26 protein-coding genes and 4 pseudogenes are annotated in these 26,238 nt (G+C 41.8%); 13 read left to right on the top strand and 17 right to left on the bottom strand.

Annotation, left to right across the window (positions count from 1 at the left end; all coding sequences use genetic code 11):
• Positions 1–141: 141 nt before the first annotated feature.
• Both V7K41_RS09500 and psaI read left to right on the top strand, forming a co-directional pair.
• Positions 142–2,721 carry a hypothetical protein gene (locus V7K41_RS09500; RefSeq protein WP_334847512.1) on the top strand — a complete coding sequence of 860 codons (2,580 nt, stop codon included), beginning with the start codon at positions 142–144 and terminating at the stop codon, positions 2,719–2,721.
• A 238-nt stretch (positions 2,722–2,959) separates the two neighbouring features.
• Entirely contained in the window at positions 2,960–3,109 is a 150-nt protein-coding gene (gene psaI / locus V7K41_RS09495) for a photosystem I reaction center subunit VIII (protein WP_334847500.1), read from the top strand.
• A gap of 178 nt (positions 3,110–3,287) precedes the next feature.
• On the opposite strand, the gene V7K41_RS09490 is transcribed toward psaI, so the two are convergent.
• From V7K41_RS09490 to V7K41_RS09465, 6 genes are all read right to left on the bottom strand, one after another.
• Positions 3,288–3,407, bottom strand: a complete 120-nt coding sequence (locus tag V7K41_RS09490; protein ID WP_012411803.1) for a photosystem II reaction center protein J — start codon at positions 3,405–3,407, stop codon at positions 3,288–3,290.
• Positions 3,408–3,476: 69 nt separating this feature from the next.
• Positions 3,477–3,599, bottom strand: coding sequence for a photosystem II reaction center protein L (locus V7K41_RS09485; protein WP_322670285.1), 123 nt, complete (start codon positions 3,597–3,599; stop codon positions 3,477–3,479).
• Positions 3,600–3,607: 8 nt separating this feature from the next.
• Positions 3,608–3,745, bottom strand: coding sequence for a cytochrome b559 subunit beta (psbF, locus tag V7K41_RS09480; protein WP_015115279.1), 138 nt, complete (start codon positions 3,743–3,745; stop codon positions 3,608–3,610).
• 9 nt (positions 3,746–3,754) lie between these two features.
• The gene (psbE, locus tag V7K41_RS09475) at positions 3,755–4,003 is read right to left on the bottom strand and encodes a cytochrome b559 subunit alpha (RefSeq protein ID WP_094348030.1); all 249 of its coding nucleotides are present in this window, start codon (positions 4,001–4,003) and stop codon (positions 3,755–3,757) included.
• A 208-nt stretch (positions 4,004–4,211) separates the two neighbouring features.
• The gene (locus V7K41_RS09470) at positions 4,212–5,231 is read right to left on the bottom strand and encodes a photosynthesis system II assembly factor Ycf48 (protein WP_334847498.1); all 1,020 of its coding nucleotides are present in this window, start codon (positions 5,229–5,231) and stop codon (positions 4,212–4,214) included.
• A gap of 141 nt (positions 5,232–5,372) precedes the next feature.
• Positions 5,373–5,708 (bottom strand): rubredoxin, encoded by a 336-nt coding sequence (locus tag V7K41_RS09465; RefSeq protein ID WP_292859401.1) that lies wholly within the window; start codon positions 5,706–5,708, stop codon positions 5,373–5,375.
• Between the two features lie 355 nt (positions 5,709–6,063).
• On the opposite strand from V7K41_RS09465, the gene ndhC reads away from it, so the two are divergent.
• The 3 genes from ndhC to V7K41_RS09450 are packed head-to-tail and all read left to right on the top strand — an operon-like array spanning position 6,064 to position 7,701.
• Positions 6,064–6,426 (top strand): photosynthetic/respiratory NAD(P)H-quinone oxidoreductase subunit C, encoded by a 363-nt coding sequence (gene ndhC / locus V7K41_RS09460; RefSeq protein WP_012411797.1) that lies wholly within the window; start codon positions 6,064–6,066, stop codon positions 6,424–6,426.
• Positions 6,417–7,154 carry a photosynthetic/respiratory NAD(P)H-quinone oxidoreductase subunit K gene (gene ndhK / locus V7K41_RS09455; protein WP_334847496.1) on the top strand — a complete coding sequence of 246 codons (738 nt, stop codon included), beginning with the start codon at positions 6,417–6,419 and terminating at the stop codon, positions 7,152–7,154. Before ndhC ends, ndhK begins: the two co-directional genes overlap by 10 nt.
• Before the next feature lie 16 nt (positions 7,155–7,170).
• Positions 7,171–7,701 carry an NAD(P)H-quinone oxidoreductase subunit J gene (locus V7K41_RS09450; RefSeq protein WP_334847510.1) on the top strand — a complete coding sequence of 177 codons (531 nt, stop codon included), beginning with the start codon at positions 7,171–7,173 and terminating at the stop codon, positions 7,699–7,701.
• Between the two features lie 108 nt (positions 7,702–7,809).
• On the opposite strand, the gene V7K41_RS09445 is transcribed toward V7K41_RS09450, so the two are convergent.
• A complete protein-coding gene (locus V7K41_RS09445; RefSeq protein WP_334847506.1) occupies positions 7,810–8,694 on the bottom strand; it encodes an Rpn family recombination-promoting nuclease/putative transposase in 885 nt (294 codons plus the stop codon).
• A gap of 71 nt (positions 8,695–8,765) precedes the next feature.
• On the opposite strand from V7K41_RS09445, the gene V7K41_RS09440 reads away from it, so the two are divergent.
• From V7K41_RS09440 to V7K41_RS09430, 3 genes are all read left to right on the top strand, one after another.
• Positions 8,766–8,942: a hypothetical protein gene (locus V7K41_RS09440; RefSeq protein WP_334847494.1), complete on the top strand. Its 177-nt coding sequence runs from the start codon at positions 8,766–8,768 to the stop codon at positions 8,940–8,942.
• 70 nt (positions 8,943–9,012) lie between these two features.
• Positions 9,013–9,408: a Pepco domain-containing protein gene (locus tag V7K41_RS09435; RefSeq protein ID WP_334847492.1), complete on the top strand. Its 396-nt coding sequence runs from the start codon at positions 9,013–9,015 to the stop codon at positions 9,406–9,408.
• A 1-nt stretch (position 9,409) separates the two neighbouring features.
• The gene (locus V7K41_RS09430; RefSeq protein WP_334847490.1) at positions 9,410–11,407 is read left to right on the top strand and encodes an SUMF1/EgtB/PvdO family nonheme iron enzyme; all 1,998 of its coding nucleotides are present in this window, start codon (positions 9,410–9,412) and stop codon (positions 11,405–11,407) included.
• 239 nt (positions 11,408–11,646) lie between these two features.
• Here the strand turns inward: V7K41_RS09430 and V7K41_RS09425 are convergent.
• From V7K41_RS09425 to V7K41_RS09415, 3 genes and pseudogenes are all read right to left on the bottom strand, one after another.
• A pseudogene (locus V7K41_RS09425) lies at positions 11,647–12,093 on the bottom strand (Uma2 family endonuclease); the annotation flags it as partial.
• Between the two features lie 127 nt (positions 12,094–12,220).
• Positions 12,221–12,337 (bottom strand): annotated as a pseudogene (locus tag V7K41_RS09420) (Uma2 family endonuclease); the annotation flags it as partial.
• Positions 12,338–12,445: 108 nt separating this feature from the next.
• Complete coding sequence (locus V7K41_RS09415) at positions 12,446–12,814, bottom strand: hypothetical protein (protein WP_334847489.1); 369 nt, start codon at positions 12,812–12,814, stop codon at positions 12,446–12,448.
• A 177-nt stretch (positions 12,815–12,991) separates the two neighbouring features.
• On the opposite strand from V7K41_RS09415, the gene V7K41_RS09410 reads away from it, so the two are divergent.
• From V7K41_RS09410 to V7K41_RS09395, 4 genes are all read left to right on the top strand, one after another.
• The gene (locus V7K41_RS09410) at positions 12,992–13,213 is read left to right on the top strand and encodes a hypothetical protein (protein ID WP_334847487.1); all 222 of its coding nucleotides are present in this window, start codon (positions 12,992–12,994) and stop codon (positions 13,211–13,213) included.
• 541 nt (positions 13,214–13,754) lie between these two features.
• Positions 13,755–15,047 carry an ATP-binding protein gene (locus tag V7K41_RS09405; protein ID WP_334847486.1) on the top strand — a complete coding sequence of 431 codons (1,293 nt, stop codon included), beginning with the start codon at positions 13,755–13,757 and terminating at the stop codon, positions 15,045–15,047.
• Positions 15,037–16,800, top strand: a complete 1,764-nt coding sequence (locus V7K41_RS09400; protein WP_334847485.1) for a tetratricopeptide repeat protein — start codon at positions 15,037–15,039, stop codon at positions 16,798–16,800. The genes V7K41_RS09405 and V7K41_RS09400 overlap by 11 nt, the downstream gene beginning before the upstream one ends.
• Positions 16,801–17,304: 504 nt before the next feature.
• Entirely contained in the window at positions 17,305–17,631 is a 327-nt protein-coding gene (locus V7K41_RS09395; protein ID WP_334847483.1) for a beta/gamma crystallin-related protein, read from the top strand.
• Positions 17,632–17,877: 246 nt separating this feature from the next.
• On the opposite strand, the pseudogene V7K41_RS09390 reads toward V7K41_RS09395, so the two are convergent.
• The 4 genes and pseudogenes from V7K41_RS09390 to V7K41_RS09375 form a co-directional block, all read right to left on the bottom strand.
• Positions 17,878–18,063 (bottom strand): annotated as a pseudogene (locus V7K41_RS09390) (IS1 family transposase); the annotation flags it as partial.
• A 112-nt stretch (positions 18,064–18,175) separates the two neighbouring features.
• A pseudogene (locus tag V7K41_RS32835) lies at positions 18,176–18,286 on the bottom strand (IS1 family transposase); the annotation flags it as partial.
• A 79-nt stretch (positions 18,287–18,365) separates the two neighbouring features.
• The gene (locus V7K41_RS09380) at positions 18,366–19,457 is read right to left on the bottom strand and encodes a PstS family phosphate ABC transporter substrate-binding protein (protein ID WP_334847479.1); all 1,092 of its coding nucleotides are present in this window, start codon (positions 19,455–19,457) and stop codon (positions 18,366–18,368) included.
• 159 nt (positions 19,458–19,616) lie between these two features.
• Positions 19,617–20,867, bottom strand: a complete 1,251-nt coding sequence (locus tag V7K41_RS09375) for a serine/threonine-protein kinase (protein WP_334847478.1) — start codon at positions 20,865–20,867, stop codon at positions 19,617–19,619.
• Here V7K41_RS09375 and V7K41_RS09370 point away from each other — a divergent pair.
• Complete coding sequence (locus tag V7K41_RS09370) at positions 20,866–21,006, top strand: hypothetical protein (RefSeq protein WP_334847476.1); 141 nt, start codon at positions 20,866–20,868, stop codon at positions 21,004–21,006. The two genes, V7K41_RS09375 and V7K41_RS09370, sit on opposite strands and share 2 nt — an antisense overlap.
• A 1,209-nt stretch (positions 21,007–22,215) precedes the next feature.
• Here V7K41_RS09370 and V7K41_RS09365 read toward each other — a convergent pair.
• From V7K41_RS09365 to V7K41_RS09355, 3 genes are all read right to left on the bottom strand, one after another.
• Positions 22,216–22,842, bottom strand: coding sequence for a cytochrome c oxidase subunit 3 (locus V7K41_RS09365; protein WP_334847474.1), 627 nt, complete (start codon positions 22,840–22,842; stop codon positions 22,216–22,218).
• A gap of 163 nt (positions 22,843–23,005) precedes the next feature.
• The gene (gene ctaD / locus V7K41_RS09360; RefSeq protein WP_334847504.1) at positions 23,006–24,742 is read right to left on the bottom strand and encodes a cytochrome c oxidase subunit I; all 1,737 of its coding nucleotides are present in this window, start codon (positions 24,740–24,742) and stop codon (positions 23,006–23,008) included.
• A 66-nt stretch (positions 24,743–24,808) separates the two neighbouring features.
• Complete coding sequence (locus V7K41_RS09355; RefSeq protein ID WP_334847472.1) at positions 24,809–25,921, bottom strand: cytochrome c oxidase subunit II; 1,113 nt, start codon at positions 25,919–25,921, stop codon at positions 24,809–24,811.
• Positions 25,922–26,238: the final 317 nt, after the last annotated feature.

Raw genomic sequence — 26,238 nt, 5'->3', positions numbered from 1 at the left:
AACCTTGTTCCCACTGTTGCACCAGATGAAGGGAACTTGGAATCTAATACGCCAACAGAACCACTAATTGAGCTAGAGAAAGCGATCGCAGTTTCTGAAGAACTAGCAATTACAGACAGCAATCTTGCTACTACCACTGTTGTGTCAGATGAAGGGAATTTGGAATCTAATGCCCCACCAGAACCACTAATTGAGCTAGAGAAAGCGATCGCAGTTTCTGAAGAATTGGCAATTACTACAGATAGCAACCTTGTTCCCACTGTTGCACCAGATGAAGGGAACTTGGAATCTAATACGCCAACAGAACCACTAATTGAGCTAGAGAAAGCGATCGCAGTTTCCGAAGAACTGGCAATTATTACAGACAGCAACCTTGTTACCACTGTTGCGTCAGATAAAACAGAAGAAGACGAAGATATAGTTATCGATGAGCCTGTGAGTCCTGTGTGGCTACAAGGAGAGACGGCAGAGCAGATTTTACAAAATTTAATAGATTTAGCTTTACCCGCCTCTGAACTGCTGCTCAAAAATGAAAAGGTTACAGATTCTTCGGCAACACAACTACCGCCACCATTACTGTTAACTTTAAGTCAGGATAATTACATTGCTCGTTGGGGACAAGCTCTTATAATCAACGGGTACATAGAATTCCAAGAAAAGACAAATCTAGATTGGGGTGAAACATTATCCTCAAAAAGCTTGCGGGCGCTTGAAGTAGAAATTGAACTGCGATCGCCCAAGAACTCGAAAATCTTGACCAAAGTACGGAAACCCTTATCAGATCGGGAGTTGCCTTTCAACATCAATACCTCAATTGATATTCCTGCTGATTGTGAATCCAAGTTAATTTTGGCAGATATCAGTTTGTGTGGTAAATTCGCCAATGCTGGTGAAGTCATGCGGTTAGCCAGCCAGTCCTTCACCATTACAGCAGATGTAACAGAATTACTGGCAATCACAGCCCTAGCAAAACCCAGTACATCTTTAAATGATCCCATAACATCATCGGACTCATCTGCTGCTTTCACAGAAACAGAGACACCTGTTAGGCTCGATTTGAAACTCTTAAATCTGGTCAAGACTCCAAAAACAGACCAGTCTCTGATAGTTAATCCATCTCCAAACACACCTCTACCACCGCAAATTAACCTACAAGTTCTGCGAGAAGCTAACCTGCGGACATCTAAGCTCAAGAATTCAAGCATTTCGTTGCCTCAATTACCGAAACTGCCCCCTATTCAAAGTGATGCCAACATTCCCACAGATGTTGTTGCAAAACCACAGACACAGGAAAAGCTTGTAGAAAAGGATTCTACTATAGCCACCATCAATTTGGAGCAGTTGGTCATCAAGCAACGTCGAATGCCAATAATCGAGACTACTTTGCCATACTTGAAACGGCTACAAGCTCTGCCAGATGATGCCGAAGAAAAAGTAGAAAATAATGTTCCTTCAGATGCATTGGAAGTTAAAGCGGCTGAAGACTTGCCAAAGTTGGACGCAACTGTGGCTGAAGATGAAAATACACCTGAATTAGTGGTAGATAATGCACAATTTCAGGAAGAATCTGTTGCTGAAGGCGAAGCCCCGCAAAATACACAATTTCAGGAAGAATCTGTTGCTGAAGTCGAAGCCCCAGAAAATACACAATTCCAGGAAGAATCTGTTTCTGAAGTCGAAGCCCCGCAAAATACACAATTCCAGGAAGAATCTGTTGCTGAAATAATAGCCCCGGAAAGTGCACAATTCAATACAACAGGAAACCTTTACTCATCCCCCCTGCTCAGGAAGTGGATGCAGAGCCAAGGATACTCCTTGCCTGAATCTATCAACGATCTGCAACCTCAAGATTACAAGAACTATGTTCCAGCACAGCAGATACCCCTTTCTCCTAGTGCAGAAAATGCGAATATTGATGTTAACTTGCCGTTAGACCTAGATGCCAACACAGAGAATAATCTAAGCGAAGGTTGGAGCAGTTCACAACTTCTCCTGACTCAAACGCGAAAGGGACAAGAGACATGGAAAGAAGTCGAAGGGTTGGCTCCTGAACTAGAGAACTTTGGGGAAGATATAGACACAGCGCAGGAAGTGGAACTGGGGATTGGAGAAAATACGGAAATAGAAAAAGTACTAGAAGAACCAACAATCTCATCGGCTCTGTTAACACAAGTACCGCCCCCTCCTCCGCCGATAAAAATAAATATGGCGTCAGCTTGGTTGGCGCAAGAAATCGTTGTAGATGATACAGATACCGAACTGGAAGGCGATACAACTGGAAGTTACACCTTTGAAAAAAAGGAGCAACCACTGTTATATTCATCTTCTTCCTTACCTATAATTGCAGCAGCCACTGAGCCTTTGCCAACTCCACATTTGTATGTGCCAGAAGGCGAATTAATTGCTGGTAAGTCTGTCATAGTGCGCGTAGTACTGCCGGAAGTACCTCTGCAAGTTGTTGTCAAGTTATGGCTTGAAGATTATCAAACTCGCTACTTACTAGATGGCCCTCATTTATTGACAAATTTACTTCCTAATGCATCGGGAGGGTTGGAAGTGATGACACAATTAAACATTCCCTTTGGCTGTTTGGAAATTCGCTTAGAAGCGATCGCACTCGATCTAACAACCCAACAGGAGAGTCACAAAGTCACAATAGTCCGAACTGTAATTCCTCCAGACTTGCCAAGCTTGCAGCTAGATGAACTCCTGGGTATGTAACTCAGGTATGAGGGGCATTAAGCATTAGGAATTGGGCATTGGGCATGGAGAAGAGACAAGGTAGACAAGGAAGAGGGGGGAGACAAGGGAGAGACTTGTTCAATAATTCCCCCTTGTCTCCTTGTCCCCCATATCCCAATTTCCCCTGTGTTAAAAATATGAAAGAATTTAAAAAATCTGGCAGAATTTGCAGTAAGCTCATTTTGAATTGTAGTGTAATTTGATAGGAACCTTTACTATGGCAGCATCTTTTTTGCCTTCTGTCTTGGCTAGTACTTCGTACTTGTCTGCTATCTTCATTCCCATAATTGGTTGGGTTTTGCCAGGTGTGGTCTTCGCGTTTCTGTTTTTATACATTGAAAGCAACGATATCAGTGATATTAACTGATACTGATGTAGTCATTAGTTATTAGTCATTTGCAAAACAACAAATGACAAAGGACAAATGACTAATGACCAAAATTAATACCGCCTATCTCATAGAGACAGGCGGTTTTTTTAAGGTTGATTTCTCAACAAATGCTAGAAAATTCTAACTTATAGTGTTCGGTTCAAACTAACTCATGTTAAATCGAAGAACCGAGTCCGGCGTAGGCACCATAAAAGAAAATGCCCAAGACTGTAATTATACCTAAACCTGCGATCGTAGCGACGACCCACAGGGGAATTCTCCCACTTCCAGACACAGCTTCTCTCCTCCCTTAACAACAAATCAACACACGTTCATAAACCAAGATTAACAACAGTACTTCTAATTAGTTAAAGAAGTAACTAGAAAACAGAATACCCAGAACGAAAATCATTAGTAATCCCAGGTATAAAGAAGTCCGGTTTAGTTCAACCGGCTGATTATTGGGATTGGGCGATCTTTCTACCATAATTGCTCCTAACGTTGAATAAATTGCATTGCGGCGATCGCGCCCAAAAAGAATACAGTTGGTACACCTAAAGTGTGAACTGCCAGCCATCTAACGGTAAAAATTGGATAGGTAACTGGTTGATTGATGTTGTTGCCGCTAGTCATGATTTCAAACTACTTTCCAATAAATTCTTCAACTTGTTTTTTAGCTTCAAAACGGTTTTTCACAATGGGCACTTCCTGCCGCGCTGGTGTGAAATACTCGTTGGGGCGGGGTGTGCCAAAAGCATCATAAGCCAGTCCGGTGCTGACAAATAGCCAACCAGCAATAAATAATGCTGGGATGGTGATGCTGTGGATTACCCAGTAACGAACGCTGGTAATGATGTCCGAAAACGGACGTTCTCCAGTGGTACCTGACATTTAGATCCCTACCTTATACATAGAGTGTTATTGAGTTTATTATCCTACAAAGTTAAGAAAGAGTTACAAGTTGCAACGTTCTTCTCAGAAATTGGGTATTAGGTATTGGGGATCGGGGACTGGGGATTAGGAAAACTCTTACCTAGTCCTTAGTCCCCAGTCCCCAGTCCCCAGTCCCCAGTCCCCAGTCCCCAGTCCCCAGTCCCCATTAAGCTGCTTCTGGAGAAGTTGTTTCAGGATTTGGTAGATATTTGAGCAAAACGCCGCGATCGCCAATTATAAATCCCCGTTCTGGCTCTAAGAACACAATCTTGTACAAATTAGCAGCAACTTCTTCTACCGCACGGTCTTTTTCCCAGGTTTTGCCACCATCGCCACTGCGTAGCAAATTACCGCTACCGCCACCTATCCAAATTTCATTGGGTGTGCGATATGCTAAATCCAGTAAACCCCAGCTGGTGGATAACTCTGGATATTGTGCCTTTTGCCACTCCTCAGGTTTGGTTTCGTCACTAAACTGAATTTGACCTCCTCTAGCTAGCAACCACAATTGCCCATTTTCACCAAAGCCCATGTTTTCTACCCGCCGAGAACTATTGCGGTTATGGGGTACCCAAGCATCTTGCCCTGGTTCCCAAGTTGAGTAGAAACTACCCTTAGCCGAAACTGCAACATATTTACCATCAGCAGAACGCTCTAGGTTACGCACTACACCCACTGCTGATTCCACTTGGGCTTTCCAGTTTTTACCGCCGTCTGTGGTCTTATATATGGCTCCAACATTAGTAGCCATTTCAGCTGTATTGTCTGCTAGCGCCTTAACTGCGATCGGGCTACCTGGTAGCTTTTCGCTCAGGGGAATACGCGACCAAGAAGCACCTTCATCGCTAGTGTGTAGTAACAGTCCAGGCTCTCCGGCAATCCAACCTTCTTTACCTGCAAAACTTACTGAGTCAAAGCGATACTTTTGCTCCTCCAGTTGCAGTATTATTGGTTTCCAGGTATTACCACCATCATTGGTTTCCAATAGGGTGGCATTGCTACCGACTAAGTAGCCATGCTCAAGGTTATTAGTAAAAGCAATATCCAATAAATTCGAGTCTGTTGGCACAGAAATGACTTTCCAAGGGTTGTAGCTAACAGAGGGGATTTGGCTACAACCTATGCACATCACGACTACTATTAACAAGGCAAATATTCGTTGCCAACCTTTCACAATTGAATGCATCAGTATTTCTTAGTTATTTCTAAATTTTTGTCGGAGTTGGCAGCCAGAATGCTGGAAAATCCAAGATTTTTCATTTTTAATTTTGTTAGCGCAGTGTAAAACCTCTGTTAGAGAGCGTTATTTTGAATTGCTTAAGGGCTGTCATTGTAAGCCGTAGAGACTGATAAAAAACAAGAAGCCAAGAGCCAAAGCACCAAAAATTAGGATATTCTTTTGGGTTGGCGTTAGGTTGTTGACACCCAAACCGTAACCGAGATTTTCTTTGAAACCGGATGCAGTACCCGCAGGGCCGATGTTGGCAAAAGCGGTCTTCTTAGCACTACAAACTGGACAGCGCCAATTCATCGGCAGTTCTGCAAAGGTTGTCCCTGAAGGAATATCATCCTTGTCGTCTCCCTTTTCGGGTTCGTAAACATAACCGCAGGCGCGACACTCGTAGCGATCTAACACCGTAGTCTCAACAGCTGGTTCGCTCATGGCTAAGGCCTCGCAGAGAAGAAATCTTAAATATACGTTAAAAATTATGACATAATTGTTAGACTTTTCTATCACTAGCAAAAGCGAATCAAATACCTGAAGTGCGTCTGTTTCCCAGATTTCAGAAAAACCAAACAGATATAATGTAAAAGAAAGTTACGCAGTTAAGGAATTGGGGACTGGGGATTGGGGACTGGGAATTAAAAATAAAGAATTTGGTATTAGGGATAAGGGATTGGAGATTCAGAAGAATTTCCCAGTACCCAGTACCCAGTACCCAGTCCCTAGTCCCTAGTCTCCACTCCCCACTCCCTACTCCCTACTTAAAATACTCCATAAGCGGTAGATACTCATTGTGTTTGTCCTCAGCGGTTACGAGTACCTTCTAGGCTTCTTCATCATCTGTAGCCTAGTACCTGCCTTAGCGCTCTCAGCTTCCAAGCTTCTACGACCCAGTGGTTACGCCCCAGAACGTCGCACTACTTATGAATCTGGCATGGAACCCATCGGGGGAGCCTGGATTCAGTTCAACATCCGCTACTACATGTTTGCTCTGGTCTTCGTCGTCTTTGATGTGGAGACTGTATTCTTGTATCCTTGGGCGGTAGCTTTCCACCGTTTGGGGCTATTGGCATTTATTGAAGCGCTAGTCTTTATTGCAATTCTTGTAGTCGCTTTAGTTTACGCATGGCGTAAAGGAGCTTTGGAATGGTCTTGAATTCTAACTTAACAACCCAGGGCAAAGAACGAATCATCAACCCCATTGAGCGGACTACAATCACTCAAGACCTTTCAGAAAACGTCATTTTGACGACGGTTGACGATCTCTACGACTGGGCGCGGCTTTCTAGTTTGTGGCCGTTGTTATTTGGTACTGCTTGCTGCTTTATTGAGTTTGCAGCTTTAATTGGTTCCCGATTTGACTTTGACCGTTTTGGGCTAATTCCCCGTTCTAGCCCCCGCCAAGCCGATTTAATTATTACGGCAGGGACTATTACGATGAAGATGGCTCCCCAACTAGTGCGTCTTTACGAACAGATGCCAGAGCCGAAGTATGTAATTGCGATGGGAGCTTGCACAATTACTGGCGGGATGTTCAGCGTTGATTCCCCCACGGCAGTGCGCGGAGTCGATAAACTGATTCCTGTGGATGTGTACTTACCTGGTTGTCCTCCCCGTCCAGAAGCAATTATCGACGCAATCATTAAGCTGCGGAAGAAAATCGCCAATGAATCGATGCAAGAGCGGGGTAAAATTAAGCAAACCCACCGCTACTACAGTACGACTCATAACCTGAAGCCAGTAGAGGAAATCTTAACTGGTAAGTATTTGCAGTCAGCAACTCGCTCTACACCACCGAAGGAATTGGCGGAAGCGATTGGTATGCCAATACCACCTGCACTGCTGACAGAAAAGGCGCAAAAGGAGGAACAAACCCGTGGCTGAAGAAGAATCTAAACCCGTGGCTGAAGAAGAATCTAAACCAGTAGCAGCAGCCAAAGAAGAATCATTGGTACAAGCGGGTAAAGTTTCCCAGTGGTTGACGGAAAATGGCTTTGACCATGAGTTTTTAGCACCAGACAAAAATGGTGTAGAGATAATTAAGGTGGCGGCAGATTTCTTGCTTCCTACGGCTACAGCCCTTTATGCTTATGGGTTTAATTATCTCCAGTGTCAAGGTGGCATTGACCTTGGCCCAGGACAAGAATTGGTGAGTATGTATCACTTGATTAAAGTCGGTGATAATAGCGATCGCCCCGAAGAAGTCCGGGTAAAGGTGTTCTTACCACGGGAAAATCCTGTAGTGCCTTCTGTGTACTGGATTTGGAAGACCGCAGATTGGCAAGAGCGCGAGTCTTACGATATGTTCGGCATTATCTACGAAGGACACCCAAATCTCAAGCGGCTTTTGATGCCGGAAGATTGGGTGGGTTGGCCTTTGCGGAAGGATTACATCTCGCCTGATTTCTACGAGTTGCAAGACGCTTATTAGAGATTGGTGAATAGAGACGCGATTCATCGCGTCTGTACAATATAGTGCTGAGTTTCGGCAGTGATTAACCCCTTTCCGGTGGCGGAGAGGGGTTATGTTTTTGGTGTTTTATGTAAAGTTAGTTGACAAAACTTGCTGTAATTCATTGACTGTATTTACAGTTTTAATTGCCTGCTGAATTGTTTTTAATTTCTGCAAATCCGTAATTTGAGAGATTATCGGCATCAATTCTAAACCTTGATTGCCAAACTTAATTTCTAATGCTAATTCAATTCCTGAATATAATTCCTCCTTTCTTCCTCGCAGTTCTCCGCGTGCTTCTCCTCGTTGTTCCCCTTTGCTAAAAATTTCTTGATACCAAGGCGACTGCTCTAAAAGTGCCATATCCCACCTCAGAATTTGTTGAACTATTGCACTATCTAATACAAAGGTAGCAAAAAATCCTAATACTGTTTCTAGTTGATTCAATTGTTCATCTGCACGTAATATTCGCAATGCATCTCGAATTGTAGACTCGTTATCACCTCCTTTGAGAATGGGTACAAACGGCAGTAAGGATGGTAAAGGTTGTTGAAAAGCAATCTCGACATCAACTTCCCACAAGTTAATGACACGGTAATCTTGAATAGCACGTAAACCAGCAATATTTAATGTATAACTTGTCGGTATTTCAGCGTCGCTTGCCTTGAGGATATTAATTAGTACTGGATACGTTGGCAAATTATATTTTTCTTCTGCGAGTGCTGCGTATGCACGCATCCTGCGGGGCATTTCTGATTTATAGCGCAGTTGTAATTCATTAAGAACAAGAAATTTTCCATGCTGGGGACTTTCGACACGGATTAAAACATCACTTTCTCGACTTATCCACTGAAATTCTGAGTTGAGAATTTCACCAGCAACAATATCAGGAATCTGCGTTACCCATTTTACCCAGTTATCAGGTGCAAGGCTGATTAAGCGTTTGGTGCTGACATCGGCGGGTTTGATCATGGGTTGTAAACGCACTGAAAGTTATCAAATAATTGTACTTAAGACTGGATTATAGATATTCAGATTTTTGATTGGACTACTTAGAGAAAACGATCGCACTTAATCTGACACAATCTGAGTGCGATGTCTACGATGTCACTGAGCTTGCCGAAGTGCGGGCTTTGCCTACGCAATTCCTAACTAGAGAAAACTTTTTAACGCAGAGGGGCGCAAAGGAGATGTCTAAGATGCTCAGTGAAATTTCTTAGTAATCGGAATCGCTCTCTCTATCGTTGTATCTATAATGTGGGAAGATTTAATGTAAATATTTAAAGTAATATGTCACAAACACCCCAAGATGACGGCATTTGGATTGTGACGGATGAAGTGCCGCAAATATCGATTCCTGATGGTGCTAAAGGCGGGAGTAATAATACACGCAGTTGGGGAGACGAAACTCTCAGAGAAAGTATTGGTAGCAAAGGGGTAGGAGATGCTGTTAAGGTTAGCGCTCAAACATTAGAGCAAAATATGACTCACTTTCTCAAACTCGTGGGAAGTTTGTTTATTCAAGCTGAACAGCAAGCAAAAGTCAACTCTAAGATGCAGCTAGATGAAGTTGAGTTGTCGGTTGAAATTAGTGGGGAAGGAGAAGTTAAATTAATTGGCAATGGTGCCAAAGCTGGGACTAAAGGAGCTATTAAGCTGAAGTTTAAGCGCCAAGAACCAGGGTGAGATGGCAAAAAATTGGGCGATCGCGATCGGAATTAACCAGTATGATTATCTGCAACCGCTAAACTATGCGAAGCGAGATGCACAGTTAATGCAGGAGTTTCTGGGTAATGAAGCAGGATTTGAGCGGATATTCTTCTTCTCGGATGACTCGCCTGATGTTGCTGGAAAATCGACTCGTCCAACTCGCACTAACTTGCGGCGAGTCTTGCGGGAGTTATTTGACAATCCCTTTATGGGAGCAGGGGATAATTTCTGGTTTTTCTTCAGTGGTCATGGAATAAGATACGCTGACCGTGATTATCTCATGCCCTGTGATGGCGATCCAGAGGATATTGAAAACACAGCAATTGCGATTAACTTTGTCAGTGAACGTCTGCGTCGCTGTGGTTCTGATAACGTTGTCTTGATTCTGGATGCTTGTCGCAATGAAGGCAAAAAAACAGGTGAAGGAATTGGGCGACAAACCGCCCAAGAAGCACGTCAGCAAGGAGTTATCAGTATTTTTTCTTGTATTCCCCAAGAGTATTCTTATGAAATTGATGCTTTACAACAAGGTGCTTTTACCAGAGCATTACTAGAAGGGTTAGGAATTCAAGGTAAATGCGCTACTGTTGAACGATTGGATCAATATCTTAAGTTTCGCGTACCTGAACTGGTTCGCCAGTATAAGAATACAAGGCAAACGCCTTATCTTATTGCTGAACCTGTGAATAAATCCCACCTAATACTTGTGCCACGATACGCAACGCTAACGGATATCGCCACGTTGAAAAATGATGCTTACCAAGCAGAAGTAAACAGGAATTTAGATTTAGCAGAACAATTATGGATTCGGGTATTAGCTGCGGCTTCAGGGCAAGATATGGACGCGGTGAGAGGTTTACAAAGAATTGAACGGTTGCGCAATAGTTCTGCAATTCCTGATTTACCTCAGCAAATAATTTCACAAGCATCTAAATCAGTTACAAATATACCTATAAGTCAACCTCCTCAAACACCTCCCAAGGAAACCTCACCAATTACTAATATTCCGACTTCTGGTGCGGGACAATTTGCAACATCTACAATTCCAACACCTTCAACGCCATCAAAAAAACTAATATTACCTAACTTGTCACGACGACGTGTAATTCAAACTACTGGGTTTGCAGTTGCTGGGTTGGGTTTGACAATTGCATTACCACGTTTTTGGCCATCTGATTCAGGAAAAACTAGCCCAACCAACACCAATAAAACACCAGGAAATGTAAAAGGAAACATCACCAAGGGCATTACCCGTGAGGTAAAAAGCTTTGTTGAAAACTTAGAAAATGGTGTCACCCTGGAAATGGTGCAGATACCAGGGGGAACCTTTATGATGGGTTCGCCGAAAGGAGAAGCAGGGGGAGAGGAGAATGAAAATCCCCAGCATCAGGTAAAAGTACCTGGGTTCTTCATGGGTAAGTATGAAATCACCCAGGCACAGTATAAAGCAATTATAGGTAGTAATCCTTCTAATTTTAAAGGTGAGAAACGACCTGTAGAAAAAGTGAGTTGGGATGAGGCGGTAAAATTTTGTCAAAATTTGAGTCAGAAAACAGGAAAAACCTATCGACTACCTAGTGAAGCAGAATGGGAATATGCTTGTCGTGCTGGAACCAAGACCCCATTCTATTTTGGCGAAACCATTACCACTGAGTTCGTAAATTTCAACAGCAAAGAAACAAAAGCAGTCGGTACAAAACCAGTCGGTAGTTTTCCACCTAATACTTTTGGTTTATGCGATATGCATGGTAATGTATGGGAATGGTGTGAAGATGTGTATAACGATAATTACATAGACGCACCAACAAATGGTAGACCGTGGTTCAATGGTAGCGATAATAATATGAGGTTGCTGCGTGGCGGTAGTTGGGAAAACGATGAAAGTTCTTGCCGTTCTGCCGTTCGCAATTGGCTCCCGCGCGCGAGTAATTACTGGATTGTTGGTTTTCGCGTGGTGGCGGTGGCTGTGGCGTGAGTACTCCCCAAAGTCAGAGTCGGTAAGTGGGAATTTATCGAGCGCACACCAGGAAGTCCAGACCTGAACCAGCGAGGAAGGCGACAACCTCCGAATATAAAACCGAGTCGGATAGCTTGGTAGGTTGCAAAACCGAACAGTTGTTCGACTCAATCGTTTTACGAGATTCCCGACTTTTTGAAAAAGTCAACCCAACATTACCCATCACAGATATTTGGTTTAACTTCGTTATACTGTTTTTACTCTAATAACCACCCAAAAACAGACGCAACGCTCAGATTTAGCTCATTAGCAAAAGATGGAACAGGAAGTTTTTGCTGTGGTTCATCGAATACTTCTGGTTGCTGCTTGGGAAGATAAACAAACACTGTTTGCTCATTTGGGTCAATTAACCAACCCATTTGAGTGCCAAAATTGAGGCAACGCAAAATATTTTTGGTGACTTTTGTTTGACTTTGGTCAGGTGAGAGAATCTCAATTGTCCAGTCAGGAGCTATTAAAAAGGTATTAGCAACCTCGCCTTTTTCGTCGCGGGGAATTCTACCCCAAGTAAACACAGACACATCTGGAATTATTGAGCGTCCATCAAATGTGCAACGTAACTCTGAAAATGCTCGTGCAATCTGTTGAGGTTTAAGAATTACGTTGACAGTAGTAGAAAACTCGGTTTGAATTGTGCTGTGCTTATACCATTTCTTTGTGAGCCTGCGCCAAACTTTTTTAACTTTTTTCTCTGTGTCCTTTGCGTCCTTTGCGGTTCGTTTTTCTTTCTTGTACTTATGGTTTAGCGCATCTTCATACAGAATTGGTATTACCCTGTGGCATTGGTTTCTGGATGATTTGCCCATCAATATATTCGCTAGCAGGTTCTGTTTCTGGTAGCTTGAGAAACTCATCTAAAGTTATCGATTTAGATGGGGTTTGTAGCATTAGGGCTTTCTTGTAAAAAAGAGTTTGATTAGCTTTATATTAATTTTAATGGTGCGTTGACCTTTGTGACAACGCACCATTATCTAAAGAAACGGCGAGTCCAAACAATCACTTCACAGATGTTACTGTTTGGTTTACTACTGGACGTGCTTTTTTACGGTCTGACCTGCGCGTTCCACCAGCCATCTCATACTCATCACTATTTTTGCCATAGCGAGATGCAACATTCAACAGCATTTGCTCAGAATAAGTATTCAACTCACGTTCTGCTTCTATTAATGCATTGTGTGTCTTATTTACTACTGTTTGTGCTTGATTATAAGCGGCTAGCTTTTCTCGTAATTCAATTACTTTAGTGTTGTAAGTAGCAATTGAAAACCCATTACTAAAGTCTAACTGAGGGTTAATTGTCTGCATTCCTTCAATCCGTCGTTCAGCTTTGGTCAGTGGCATAGAGTTTCGTTTCCGTTGCGTCATATAGTTTTCCTCTTTGGATTAATTTATAAATAACCCTGCTCTTATACACTGAGTTATTTATATATCATCAAAATACGCAACAAGCAGATGCACCAGCCACAGTGAAGTTACAGAATTTTAAAAGCATTGGATGGCATTAGCCAACTAGATAGATGCGGGTATATTTGCTGAAATTCGTTGAGAAAAGCAGGTTTTGAAGTCGTAAAAGCTGGTTTTGAAGCCACAAAAGCAGGTTTTGAAGCCACAAAAGCAGGTTTTGAAGCCACAAAAGCAGGTTTTGAAGTCGTAAAAGCAGGTTTTGAAGTCGTAAAAGCAGGTTTTGAAGTCGTAAAAGCAGGTTTTGAAGTCACAAAAGCTGGTTTTGAAGTCACAAAAGCTGGTTTAGCAGCCACACGGTAGGGGCGCAAGGCCTTGCGCCCCTACAAATATACAAATAATTTGGGATACTTTAAAAGTCCGCCTGCTCGGACTTCGTTTGTCTACCGTAAACTCCGCAATTTCCAATTGCTAGGTATATTTGCAAAAGTGAGATATCCGCCTAGTAAACTAATAGTCACAACAGCTACCATCGCATCAGCTAGAGAGGGATGAGACGAAGCACACTAAAAATTTATTTTTTTAACTGAAAATTTTATTTTATTTATGTGTTAGGTAGCTTTCACTATTTTATCTGTATAATCTATCATTCAGTTTAAATTATCGAATGTATAATCTATCATTCAGTCTTATTGATTATTGACCTCTGTTACTTATTGCTCGGTTGAAATTTGGGTATTGGGGTATCTCTTTTTAAGACATAACATACCACTCACCTAGTAGTTATTTATTAACCGAATTTGAGGAGTTATGTAAGCATACTCTATCCTAGACATTACCTCAACTTCTACTTCAAAAATGATGAGCCATTATATGGATAGTTAGCATGTTTAGGCACTATCCAATGTCTCAAGACTTATTAAACTCCTTTCAAGAAGCATATAGTAATCTCGAACTATTTCCGTTGATGGAACGGAACGAAATGGAAAGATTTAGAGTCGAATATGGTGATGATTTGATTGCAGATTTAAACCAATTAGTGGAAGATAGTCCTAATGGAGATGGCAAAATTGTCTTTACAGGACATCGGGGATGTGGTAAGTCTACTTTGTTAGCTGAATTTAGCCGACAAATTCAAAATAAATATTTTGTAGTTCTCTTTTCTATTGCCGACAAAATTGAAATGTCGGCAGTTAATCATATTAATATACTGTTTGCGATCGCAGTTAATTTAATGACCGAGGCAGAAGCACGTAAAGTCGATATTCCTCAATCTACTAAAGAAGCTCTTTATAAGTGGTTCGCTACCCGCACTCGCACTGAAGAATTAAATTTGCAAGCTGAAGCTAGTATCGGTTTTGACTTATTAAAATTGATTAGCTCTAAATTAAAAGCTGATGCTAGCGTTCGGGATGAAATTAAGCAAGAATTTGAACGCAAGTTATCAGATTTAGTTGCCAGAATTAATGAAATTGCTGCTCTAATTCAAGCTGCAACTAAACAAAACGTTTTAGTCATTATTGATGATTTAGATAAGCTTGACTTAGGCAGAGTTAACGAAATTTATCGAGATAACATTAAAGCTCTCTGTCAACCTAACTTTCAAATTATTTACACTATCCCGATCGCAGTTCTTCGAGAAACATTTATTAGTACAATAATTGCCACTGAAACCAACGATCAAGTTGTGGCAATGCCTGTCTTAAAAATATTTGATAAAGGTAAAAATCGCTTCCCAAATGCCCAACCTCGCCCGGAAGCAACAAAGATTCTTGGTGAAGTTTTACAAAAACGGATTCCCAGTGAATTAATCGCGGCAGAAACTGCTGAAAAAATCGTAATTTACAGTGGTGGTGTATTACGAGAGTTAATTCGGATTTCTAAGGAATGTTGCCGTATATGTTTGCGAACGATCCGGCGAAATCCTTCAGCCAAAGTTATTATTGATGATAAAATTCTCCTGCAAGCAATCAATAAAATCCGCAATGATTTTTCCATACGTTTAGGAAAGGTTGATATCGATATTTTGCAGAGTGTGTACGAACAATTTATGCCCAATGACCCCAAACAAGCAGAGTTTTTAGATTTGTTACACGGGCTGTATGTTCTAGAATATCGCACTGAGGAAACTTGGTATGATGTTCATCCAATTATGATCGAAAGCTTGAAAAGACAGGGAGCCATTAATGTTAAATGAAGAACTATTAGATGATGAAGGAGAAAATCAAGATGCCTATGATGATTTAATTGTATCTATTGAAGCTCAAAAACGAGGATTAAATTTACTGATTGCAGTTTGCGATGATGCTAGCTTTCGCGATGAGATTATTGCTCAATATGAAGCTGAACTACAATCCGCCTTCGGTGCATATCGAGTAACTTTAGCACGTCATGAACCAAGCCTCAAAGCTGCTCTTAACCAACTGGTACAACAAGAAGAATACCTCCGTCAGCAGAATCTGGTAATAATTACTGTGACGGGTGCTGAACAATTGTATTTTCTCAGGTTGGGAAACGAGCAATCGGAACAGGAGAAATTTTTTGGTTACTTACAGTGGACAAGGGAAGGATTGCGCGAATTTCCATTTGCAATCGTGCTTTGGGTAACTAACCAAATTTTAGTCAACCTAATTAAAAAAGCTCCTGATTTTTGGAGTTGGCGCAACGGTGTATTTCGGTTTGAATCTCAAAAGACAAATGCTATTCCTGGTGAAGAATTAGAACCTATACGCTTTGTTTTTCGAGATACAGAATTAGCCAGCACAGATACTAATGAAAATAACCCCTTTTTCTTACCCATTCAAGATTTACAAAGGTTAATTGAGAAGGTAGAACAAGAACGGGGAACTAAAGATCCTACTTTGGCTACTTTATACTCAAGATTGGGCGATATTTACCACAGCAGATTAAATCGGGGTGAATCTCAAAATTATCAAGAAGAACAGGAATTAGCAATTAAATATTGGCGTCAAGCGAGTGAGCTACAAAATGAATTAGGTTTGCAGATAGATTTAGCTACTAGCCTCAACAATTTAGCAGGAATATATCGTGCAACGGGACACTACAGCGAAGCCGAGCCTTTATATCAACAAGCTTTAGAACTGAGGAAACGCCTGTTAGGAGAAAATCATCCTTATTTTGCAACTAGCCTGAATAATTTGGCGGGACTCTACAAATCTACTGGACAATATAGTAAAGCAGAACTCCTATATCAACAAGCTTTGGAACTGAGGAAACACCTATTGGGAGAAAACCATGCCGATGTCGCCGCCAGTCTCAACGATTTGGCATTACTATACGATCAACAAGGACGTTATGAGGAAGCAGAACCTCTGTATCTGCAATCATTAGAACTCGAAAAACGTTTGCTTAACGAAAATCATCTTTCTTTCGCTCTCATACTGAATAATTTAGCGCTACTTTATTATCATCAAGGACGTTACAGTGAAGCCGAACCCTTGTCGCAACAAGCAATAGAATTAGATAAGCGATTTTTGGGAGAAGAAAATCCTGATGTTGCAACAGATTTGCACAATTTAGGTTTAATATACCGCGCTCAAGGACGTTACAGTGAAGCCGAGTCTTTGTTTTTGGAATCATTGGAACTCAAGCAGCGTGTATTACAAAAAGCGCATCCGCTTTTAGCAGATACTATCTATGCTTTGGGTTATATGTACAGAGAGCAGGGGCGTTACAATGAAGCGGAACCCTTATGTATAAGAGCTTTAGAACTTGATAAGCACCTATTGGGAGAAAATCATCCCAATGTTGCCGAAAGTCTCAATAATCTGGCAGAAATTTATCGTGAAACTGGACGTTACGGTGAAGCAGAACCGCTTTATTTGCAAGCTTTAGATATTTGCGAACGAGTCTGGGGTGTTGAGCATCTTCGTTGTGTGGCTGTGCGGGAGAATTTAAAAAAACTGGCGGCGGCTATGGGGAAAAGTTAAGAATAAATCACGCAGAGGTGCACAGACAAGGAGTAAATAATTGGATGTCAAAAATATGAGATGTTCTCGATTTGGTTAGCGATCGCATTTTTCTCAAGCCAGATTTCTACTATAATAATCGCGTTATCAAAAATCGGCTCGTCAGCCATTGGAGTTTAAGAATAAATGCGATTGTACCTTTATTTGGAACAGAGCGATCGCTTATACTCACTTTTATCAAAAGGCTTCAACTTACTACCGAAACACTGGATTGTGGAGGGAATGCTCAGATAGCTGAACTTTTCTATAAATTCTCATGTATTCCTTCCGTTTTGCCCATAATAGCAAGTAGTAAAGAAAACTTTTTTGTTCAGTAATATTTCGCCAACGGTATCCTCAATCAACTTTTGTTAAGTTTCCGAAACGCCTCTCATGTTTTTTGAAGAAAATAAGGAGTTGTGGACAGTCCATTACAACTATCTACAACTGTAGTAACAACCATTTCCTTAACCAAAGGAGTAAAACATGAAAATTTTTGACATAAATCCCCTTTGTGTAGAGCTTTCCTTTGAAGAAGCTAGTACCATTAAGGGTGGAGCGAAAGTATTACTTCGTGAAAACATCGATTATGGTGGTAAGACATTCAGTGCAACCCGAAGCCGTCCATACGTTGGGGATGATTTTAACGATGAAACTTCCTCAATTATTATTACAGGAGGAACGTGGCGTTTCTATGCAGATGCAAATTACACAGGTTCTTACAAAGATTTAGGACCAGGCTACTATCCTTGGGTCGAAAACTTTGGGATAACTAATGACACAATCTCATCCTTGAAATTAATCGCATCTTAGAGTGCTTGGTTCTGGGAAAATTGAAGCAGTACTCTGTAATGCAAAGCCCGCAGCCATCGATTGTGGTAATTCACGCTCGGTGTCGTCGCCCTAAAGCTAGAGAAGCTGCAAAAAAGGCAAAGTAGCGTTTTGGAAGTGCCGACATAAATAACTTTTAGAGTCGGCACTTGTCGATTTCCCACTGGTTTAAATATCAACGATTTGGTAATGATATGGAAGTAGTGGTGAAGCTCAAGTCCTTGCTAGTTATGCATTGTAACCATGAATAAAGTACCAAATTGCCCCAATATGATTGTTGAGCTTTTTGGAGAATGATAAGCTTTCTCTTACCAGTCGAGAAACCCGCTGTCTGAAGGTATTATTTAATCGTTCAATATGACTAGTTTGACCCGTTTCCTTACCAACAGAGCGATGACGTTCATGGGGAATAATATCAAGTCCGGTTAATCACTTATGATTACCGCATCTGTGCAAAAATCCCAAAAGCCTCTTTCCCCCTGCCCCCTGCCCTGCTCCCAGCAAGAACTGCGGTCTAAATGATAAGTGTTTTGTAAGCCTGCCAAAAATCTGTATAGGCAACGGCACATTGCTGATAAACTTCTGGTAAAGAAGCCCATAATTTACGGGCTGATTTTCGAGTTCTATCTCCCACAAAGCAACCGACAATTTTTTGGGAATTGCGGCCAATCGCTAGCCAGATAAAAACCTCGTTTTTCTTGCTACTTCCAAATCTACTAGCGAACGCCAACGAAACCAGCTTGTTCAATTGCCTTTTGCCCTTGGTCAGTTAATAAAAGATTGGCATAAGCATTTCCAATCTGCTGTTCCCGACCTTTATTCTGCTTAATAATCACAAACAAATTAGCAATCATCGGATAGCTGCCATTTTTGATCGCCTGAGTATTTAGCTGGTTGCGCCGACCTGGACATTGCTCAGGTGATACCATCGGCTCCCGATAGGGGGGAATTAACTGACCAGAAGTCTGACCCAATCGCAAAGCCTTCACGCTACATTGAAAGACTACCGAACGGGCAGAAGCGTAATACACACCACCAGGGGTTTTACTGAGTTGGCGCACTGCATCTGTAGCAGAGTAGACATACTGCACATTCGAGCCAAATGCTTGCCCTTTTAAGTTGCTGTTACTAGGGAATATTACTGTATCTGCGTCCTCTGGCTGTTGGGAAAAAGCTGTAATGGGTAGATTTGGCCCACCGACTTGATTCCAATTAGTAATTTGCCCTAAATAAATTTGCTGCAATTGTTCGACAGTTAAACCAGGCACATTGAGTGATGGGTTGACTACCACTGCTATCCCATCCCTACCCACCTGACGTTGCTCAAGGGTGAAGCCTCGCTCTTTTGCCATAGCTTGTTCTTCATCTGTGAGGGGACGGGAAGACTGAGCAAAGTCTAGTTTCCCATCAAGCAACATCCGAATGCCGGAGCTAGAACCAGGACTACCATTAACAGGGTTTACGTAGCGTAATTGTAGTTCTGGGCGATCGCTCTGGATCTGAGAATCTACCAATTGCCGGATAGATGCCCAAGCTGTACTACCTCCGTAGTTGAATGAGGCAGTGGGAACATCAGCAACTGTCTGAAAAGTTGATCCATTATTATTAGAGACATTATTAGAGACGCTCTTGAGATTTTGAGCAGAGGAAGAGTTAACACTGTTGGGGGACAATACATTTGGCTTCAATAACCACCAAAGTAATCCGCCAATAACCATAAGTGTGAGAACTTTACCAATAATCAAACCTCTGAGAAAGAGGGAGATTTCGCTGTTAATTAAAGCTTTTTTTTGATTTGTATTGTCCATATCTTTAAATATTGTTTCATTGTATTTATCTTACAGGAATATCTAAGTATTTATCCTACAGTAATCTTTAAATATTTAAGATTCAAAATAAATTTGTAATAGCTAGTTAATAGGCAGTTTTATGATTGTTGCTAGATGATTAACTCTTTCTCATTGAGATTAAATTTGCTCTTTGGTAGTTTCTGCAATGGTGCAGTTGCTTTGACATATTCCTTTATTAGCTGCTGATTTAACTACTAGGCTATTCCTATTAATTAACAGTGACTCACCAAACTTTTCTAGAAAACTCTTTAGTGGAGTAGGTTGGTTTGGAAGCGATGTCCCTGTATTAATAAAGGTGTAGATTAAAACTATTACTATCAAACTAGTGGTTGCACCAAGACCGATGCCCAGCAGCAAAATAAAGTTTCTATAAGTTAGCAAATAGGTATCATCAGCCTTGTGGTTGATGTCAGCAGATTGTGAAGACTCTGACAACGCTACATCATTAAGGGCTTGCAAAGCTTCTGTGGCAGACTGATAACGCTGGCTGTAGCGATCGCGAACCATTGTATCTAAAATATTTGCCAGACTATCACTTACCTGTGCCTTGTCGCGCCAGATAACTTCTCCCGTACTGGGATCTTCTGGTAGTTGCTCAGGTATTAAACCTGTTAAAGCTTGAATGCCAATCATCCCTACAGCATAAATATCGCTGCAAAGTTTTGGCTTTCCCTTAGCCTGTTCGCTTGGCATATAGCCAGGAGTTCCAACAGCAATTGTTAAACCTGCTCCCAAAGCACCAATTTTCTTAATACTCCCAAAATCAATTAGCACAATCTTCCCATCGGAGGAGCGTCGCATTAAGTTTTGAGGCTTAATATCTCGGTGAACAATATCGTGTTGGTGGACGAAAGCCAGTACTTCTAGGATGTCTTTTAATAAATTTAAAACTGTATTCTCGTTCAGACGCTGACCTGGGACAATTTCTTGAGTCAAGGCATGACCGTCAATAAATTCCTGGACTAAATAAAAATCCCCGTCTTCATTAAAATGGGCAAACAGTCTCGGAATTTGATCGTGGTCGTTGCCTAGCTGGTATAAAACTTCCGCTTCCCGATCGAATAGCTTTTTAGCAATGGGTAGCACAGCAGGGCTGGAATCTTTTGGGTGGAAATGTTTGACGACACAATGGGGTTGTCCTGGTAAATCCAAGTCAATGGCCAAGTAGGTATCACCAGAACCTCCACTTCCTAAGTGTTTGATAATCTCAAAGCGATTCCGAAGTGTTTTTCTATTGAAAGAGTATCGATTTCTGTTACGTATAGCACCCCCTAATAAGTAAGTATTATCAGATTCTCCGCTTCCCATCACTTTGACAGTTTCAAAGCGACTTCGGAGTGTTTTTCTGACTAGAGGGTTCTGGCTCATGTGGCGTATACTACTTCTTAATTTACTGACCATTCAGAGCTTGGGTGAGTTCATGAATAACTGCTTGTTGCTAGATTTGCTGGTATTTGCGGCAGTTAGCCATCGGGCGACCTATACTTTAGATGAGTTAAATGCTTAGTTGCTTGATTGGTTTATTTAATACCTTTATTAAGTATCTTAGTACAAAATTAATTTATGAAGTACTTTTGTAATTTTATCACTTAAGTAAATTTAACACTAGTCCACAGTTTAAATACTGCGGGCAGAAAATAATATTCAGGAGTCAGGATATTTATTTATTTTAACTGTTAAGTTTGATTACTGACAAAACCTTGAAAAGTAAAATTTAAAAGCACAAATACCTTTACAGTGTTTGCCACAATTTTATTACCAGATTTTAGTCATTACCAACCGCGATCGGGTTGTCAGCTCAATGTGAGTTCGACGAAAAAACTAAAAAAGATCGGATAAGTTTTTGAGGTAAATACTGAGTGATGGTTTTTGAGGTAAATTAGGTGTAACTTTTCAATCACTCACACATTTCACGATCTCGATCTACTCATAATTCTGGCAAATCTGTAATGCGTATTCGCTTCCATGAAATACCACAATTAATATCTGATACCAATTGTTAAAAAAGAATCCATCCCTACCCTACCCTTAGCAAGACGAGAGTGCAGGTTGGGTTATCTGTCGTAAACATTTTTTGAATTGGTACAAGCTACTTAAATGAGAAAGCAAAATGGCGAATTACAATGCTTGCAATCTCTCGAATAACTTTAAGTTTCCACTTTTAGAAGTAGAAGAAATATTAGGACTGCATTTCCTTAAATTAAATCCGCATAAATTTGCGAACTTTCTTTATTTATTGGTTTACTTAGTCCTTAAGATATCAATCTACAGTATATTAACTGCTTATTCAATGCTTACTCCAAAACATCCTACTTTTCCGACTTTTCCCACCTTTTACTTTACTTGTATCTATATCACTTGCAACAACTCAGTTGCATCTAGCAAAAGTAATAGTGGGAAAAGTCTAAGCTTGTTTTTATATATTTTTATTTAACTGTTTTTAGGTCAATGATAAATATAGCTTATTGATAGCCCTTATAGAGAGGTATAGCCGTAGTCACACAGGTTAGGACATTTTGAAAGCATGAAAGCTAGGAATAGTAATACTTTTACCTCCTGCCTCCTGCCTCCTGCCTTCTGCCTCCTGCTATAACACTGCTACGTCTCTACAATCTTTTTCACTGATATTTTTAATTCTGTTAATTAAAAAAGCCCCCACTAAGGGGGCTTATTAAGTTGTCCGCGTGGATTAAACAACTAGTTAATTAATGAATGCTCAGAGTAGATACAGTAATCCGAACAAAATAATCCAAATCACGTCAACAAAGTGCCAGTAGATTTCGGCTGCTTCAATACCAAAGTGCTTTTCGTTACTGTAGTGACCCGGAACGCGCGATCGCCACAAGACAGCAACAATTGCCAAAACGCCGATAGTAACGTGCAATCCGTGGAAACCAGTCAAAACGTAAAATGCACTAGCAAATAAATTGGTAGTTAAACCAAATTCTAAATGGGTATATTCATATACTTGACCCACCAAGAAGATAGCACCCATTGCAGCAGTAATTGCTAACCAGATTTGTGCACCCCGCGTATCGTTCTTTTTGATTGCAGTGTCAGCATTATGCATGACAAAACTACTAGAAATTAGATTGATGGTGTTCACTCCGGGTAACAATAGTTCTAACTCTGGTGTGCCTTCTGGAGGCCATGCAGGTAAGGTAGCACGGAAAGCCAAATAGGCTCCGAACAACCCCATAAAAATCATCCCTTCAGCAATCAGGAAGACAATTAGCCCAAACAGACGATGATCTGGATGTTCTTCGTGATGAGCAACGGAGGCTTCCGCCGCGTGGTGATGATTTAGTTCAGTTTTAGCTGGGTCAATAGTTTGACTTTGCATGAATTTTGATAAGTGGGGAATTGGGCATTGGGCATGGGACATTGGGCATGGGACATTGGGCAGGGACATTGGGCATGGGACATTGGGCATTGGGAAGAGAATTAATTAACCAGTCCCTAGTCCCTAGTCCCCAGTCCCCAGTCCCCAGTCCCCAGTCCCCAGTTTATTTCCGGTCTTCGGGATTGGCGGCAACCGCTGGGTCGGGTTCTGCTCTTAATACTGAGTTTGGCCCACCAGATAAGACGGGATTGGGATCGGATAAAGGTACACCTTCACTAACATTTTCCAAACCGTAGTCGTAGGGGCCCGTAGCCAGTACTGGGGTTCGATCAAAATTCTCGATCGCAGGTGGTGAGGTTGTCATCCACTCTAAGGTAAGTGCCCTCCAGGGATTATTACCAGCTTTCTCGCCGTATAACCAACTCCAAATTGCATTGATGATGAAGGGGAATGTCGAAACTGCTAGTATGTAAGCGCCATAAGTGCAGATTTCGTTGAGAAAGGTAAATTTCGGGTCATACTGGGCGATGCGGCGGTTCATGCCCATTAATCCCAGCTTGTGCATGGGTAAGAAGGTCATGTTTAGACCAACTATTGTCAAGGCAAAGTGAACCTTACCCCAAAATTCATTTACCATCCGTCCCGTCATTTTTGGGAACCAGTGGTAGATGGCTGCATAAATACCGAGAACGCTACCACCAAATAGGACGTAGTGCAAGTGTGCCACCACAAAATAGGTGTCGTGAACGTGAATATCAAAGGGCACTGCTGCCAACATTACACCACTGATCCCACCAATTACAAAGGTGCCAACAAAGCCGATGGCGAACAGCATGGCGCTGTTCAGTTGGATTTTTCCGCCCCACATCGTTGCTAACCAACTGAAAATTTTAATTCCCGTAGGTACGGCAATGATCATGGTGGTGATCATAAAGAACATCCGCAACCAACCGGGGATACCGCTGGTAAACATGTGGTGCGCCCAGACGATTAGCCCCAGAAAGCTGATGGCTAGGGAGGAATAAGCGATCGCTTTATAGCCAAAAATCGGTTTGCGGGAATGCACCGGGATAATTTCTGAAATTGCCCCAAAAAAGGGCAAAATCATGATGTAAACCGCTGGGTGAGAGTAAAACCAGAACATATGCTGATACACAACTGGGTCGCCACCGCCAGTCGGGTTAAAAAATGTTGTCCCGGCAATTAAATCAAAGGAAAGCAGAATTAGACCAGCTGCTAGCACTGGTGTAGATACTAGAGTCAGTGCTGAGGTAGCAAACATCGCCCAGCAAAACAAGGGCATTTGATGAACCCCCATACCAGGGATACGCATCCTGAGCAATGTGACGAGGAAATTGATTGCCCCTAGAATCGATGACGTACCTAGTAGGAGGACGCTCATAATCCAAATTCCCTCACCTACTTGACCTGTTACCAAGCTCAGGGGAGGGTAGGAAGTCCAACCTGCATCTGGTGCATCGCCTACTACTAAACTAGCGATCAACAATAAACCCGCAGGGGGAATCATCCAAAAGGCAACAGCATTCAAGCGTGGGAATGCCATATCCTTTGCCCCAATCATCAACGGGATGAGGAAGTTAGCAAAACCCGCACCAGCTGGCACAATCCACAAGAAAATCATGATCGTGGCGTGCAGCGTAAATAAGCTGTTGTAGACTTCAGGGGTGACAAAATCGACTTCTGGGGTTCGTAGTTCTGTACGAACCAAGTCAGCCATTACGCCACCAATGCAGTAGAAAATGAACGTAGTGACTAGGTATTGAATCCCAATCACCTTATGGTCGGTGTTGAAGCCAAAGTAGTCTTGCCATTTTCTGATCCCTGGTTCCTCACTAAGGGCGGGGATATTGGCAGTTTCTTGCAACTGAGCTTGTGTCATAGTCATTAGTCATTAGTCATTAGTCATTAGTCATTAGTCATTGGATTTTGACTAAATGACAATTTACTAATGGTGAACTTGATGGAGGATTTCTGGCTGAATCCCCAAGTCCTTGGTGTAAGGAGCGAGAAATTCATTTGGGGATAGATCGGCAGGGTTAACAGCAACAGCTTGATTTAGCGTTTCTTTGCTGGCAACTAGCTGCTCTTGCTCCCATTTGTTAAAGGCTTCTTCTGTCTCAACTACTACTGATGCTCTCATCGCACCATGATATGGGCCACAAAGTTCAGCGCAGATCAAAGCATAATCGCCTGCTTTTTTAGGTGTGAAGCGAATTTCGCTTTGTCTACCAGGGATCGCATCTTGTTTCAGGCGGAACTCTGGTACCCAGAAGGCGTGGATAACATCGTTGGCTGTCATATTGATTTGCACTTCTCGCCCGATGGGGACGTGCATTTCACCCGTAGTTATACCAGTTTCAGGATAGGTGAAAAGCCAAGCATATTGTAGACCTGTGACGTTGACCTGTAATTCTGGTGGTTTGCCTGCTTTATCAGGACTGCCCCCAATTGTCGGAGCAACACTACCTACACCTGGGGCATTCCGCAGTTGGGGAATTTGGTCAGCATTGCGGACTTCTGCCGTTGCTGGGTCTTGCATTGCCTCATCAGATTTTTCTTGATTGAGGTTGGGTTCGGTGCTGGGAGGAGTATCGCTTAAAGTTGCTGCGAGTGCGGTTCCCGCACCCTGCGCGATTGCACTTCCATGCCCTGGCATTTTCATCGATTCCTGATTCATCGGTGCTTCATGAATAGCATGGGGATCAAAGCCACCGATTTCGTTGTAGACATCAAAGCTATAAACAGAAATACCAATAACGATAATTGCTGGGATCGCCGTCCAGAGAATTTCTAGAGGTATATTGCCCTCAACTGGTGGGCCGTCTTCATTGTCACCTGCACGCCGACGGTATTTAAATGCAGAGTAAATTAAAATACCTTCTACGAGCAGGAATATACCTGTAGAAACGATCATCATCGCGTTGAACAGATTATCCACCAAGACGGCTTCATCCGTGGCTGCTGCTGGCAACAGACCGTGATTTTGACCGTACCAAAGGCTGACTAGCGTTAGCACGATGCCAATGAGTAATGTCCAGATTGAACTTGGAATCTTCACGGCTTACTTAATTGAATTTACTACGTTATCTCAGAGCTGCTCACTTACTAAGGTAGTCTAGGCTGTTAGATATGGAGTACAGTGTTCTGAAATTTTTATTAATTTTTTTGGCTACTTTACTCATCCTGAGTGCAAGAAGTCGATCAAACAATAAGGTTTAGTTAAGCGTTGTCTTTTGAGAATTTCGGTGGAAACGCTAATTTCGATTTTTTATAGGGTTCATCAGATACTGAGAGAAATACACATAAATCAATGAGAAAATTTAAGATATAGCAATTCTATTTCATTTGTGAGAATTGAAAGCGACAGATTCCCGA

Origin of the sequence: Nostoc sp. (assembly GCF_036917415.1) — a bacterium.
Taxonomy (GTDB): Bacteria; Cyanobacteriota; Cyanobacteriia; order Cyanobacteriales; family Nostocaceae; genus Nostoc.
The sequence above is the reverse complement of the archived record's forward strand: the minus strand, read 5'-3'. Positions and strand labels throughout refer to the sequence as shown.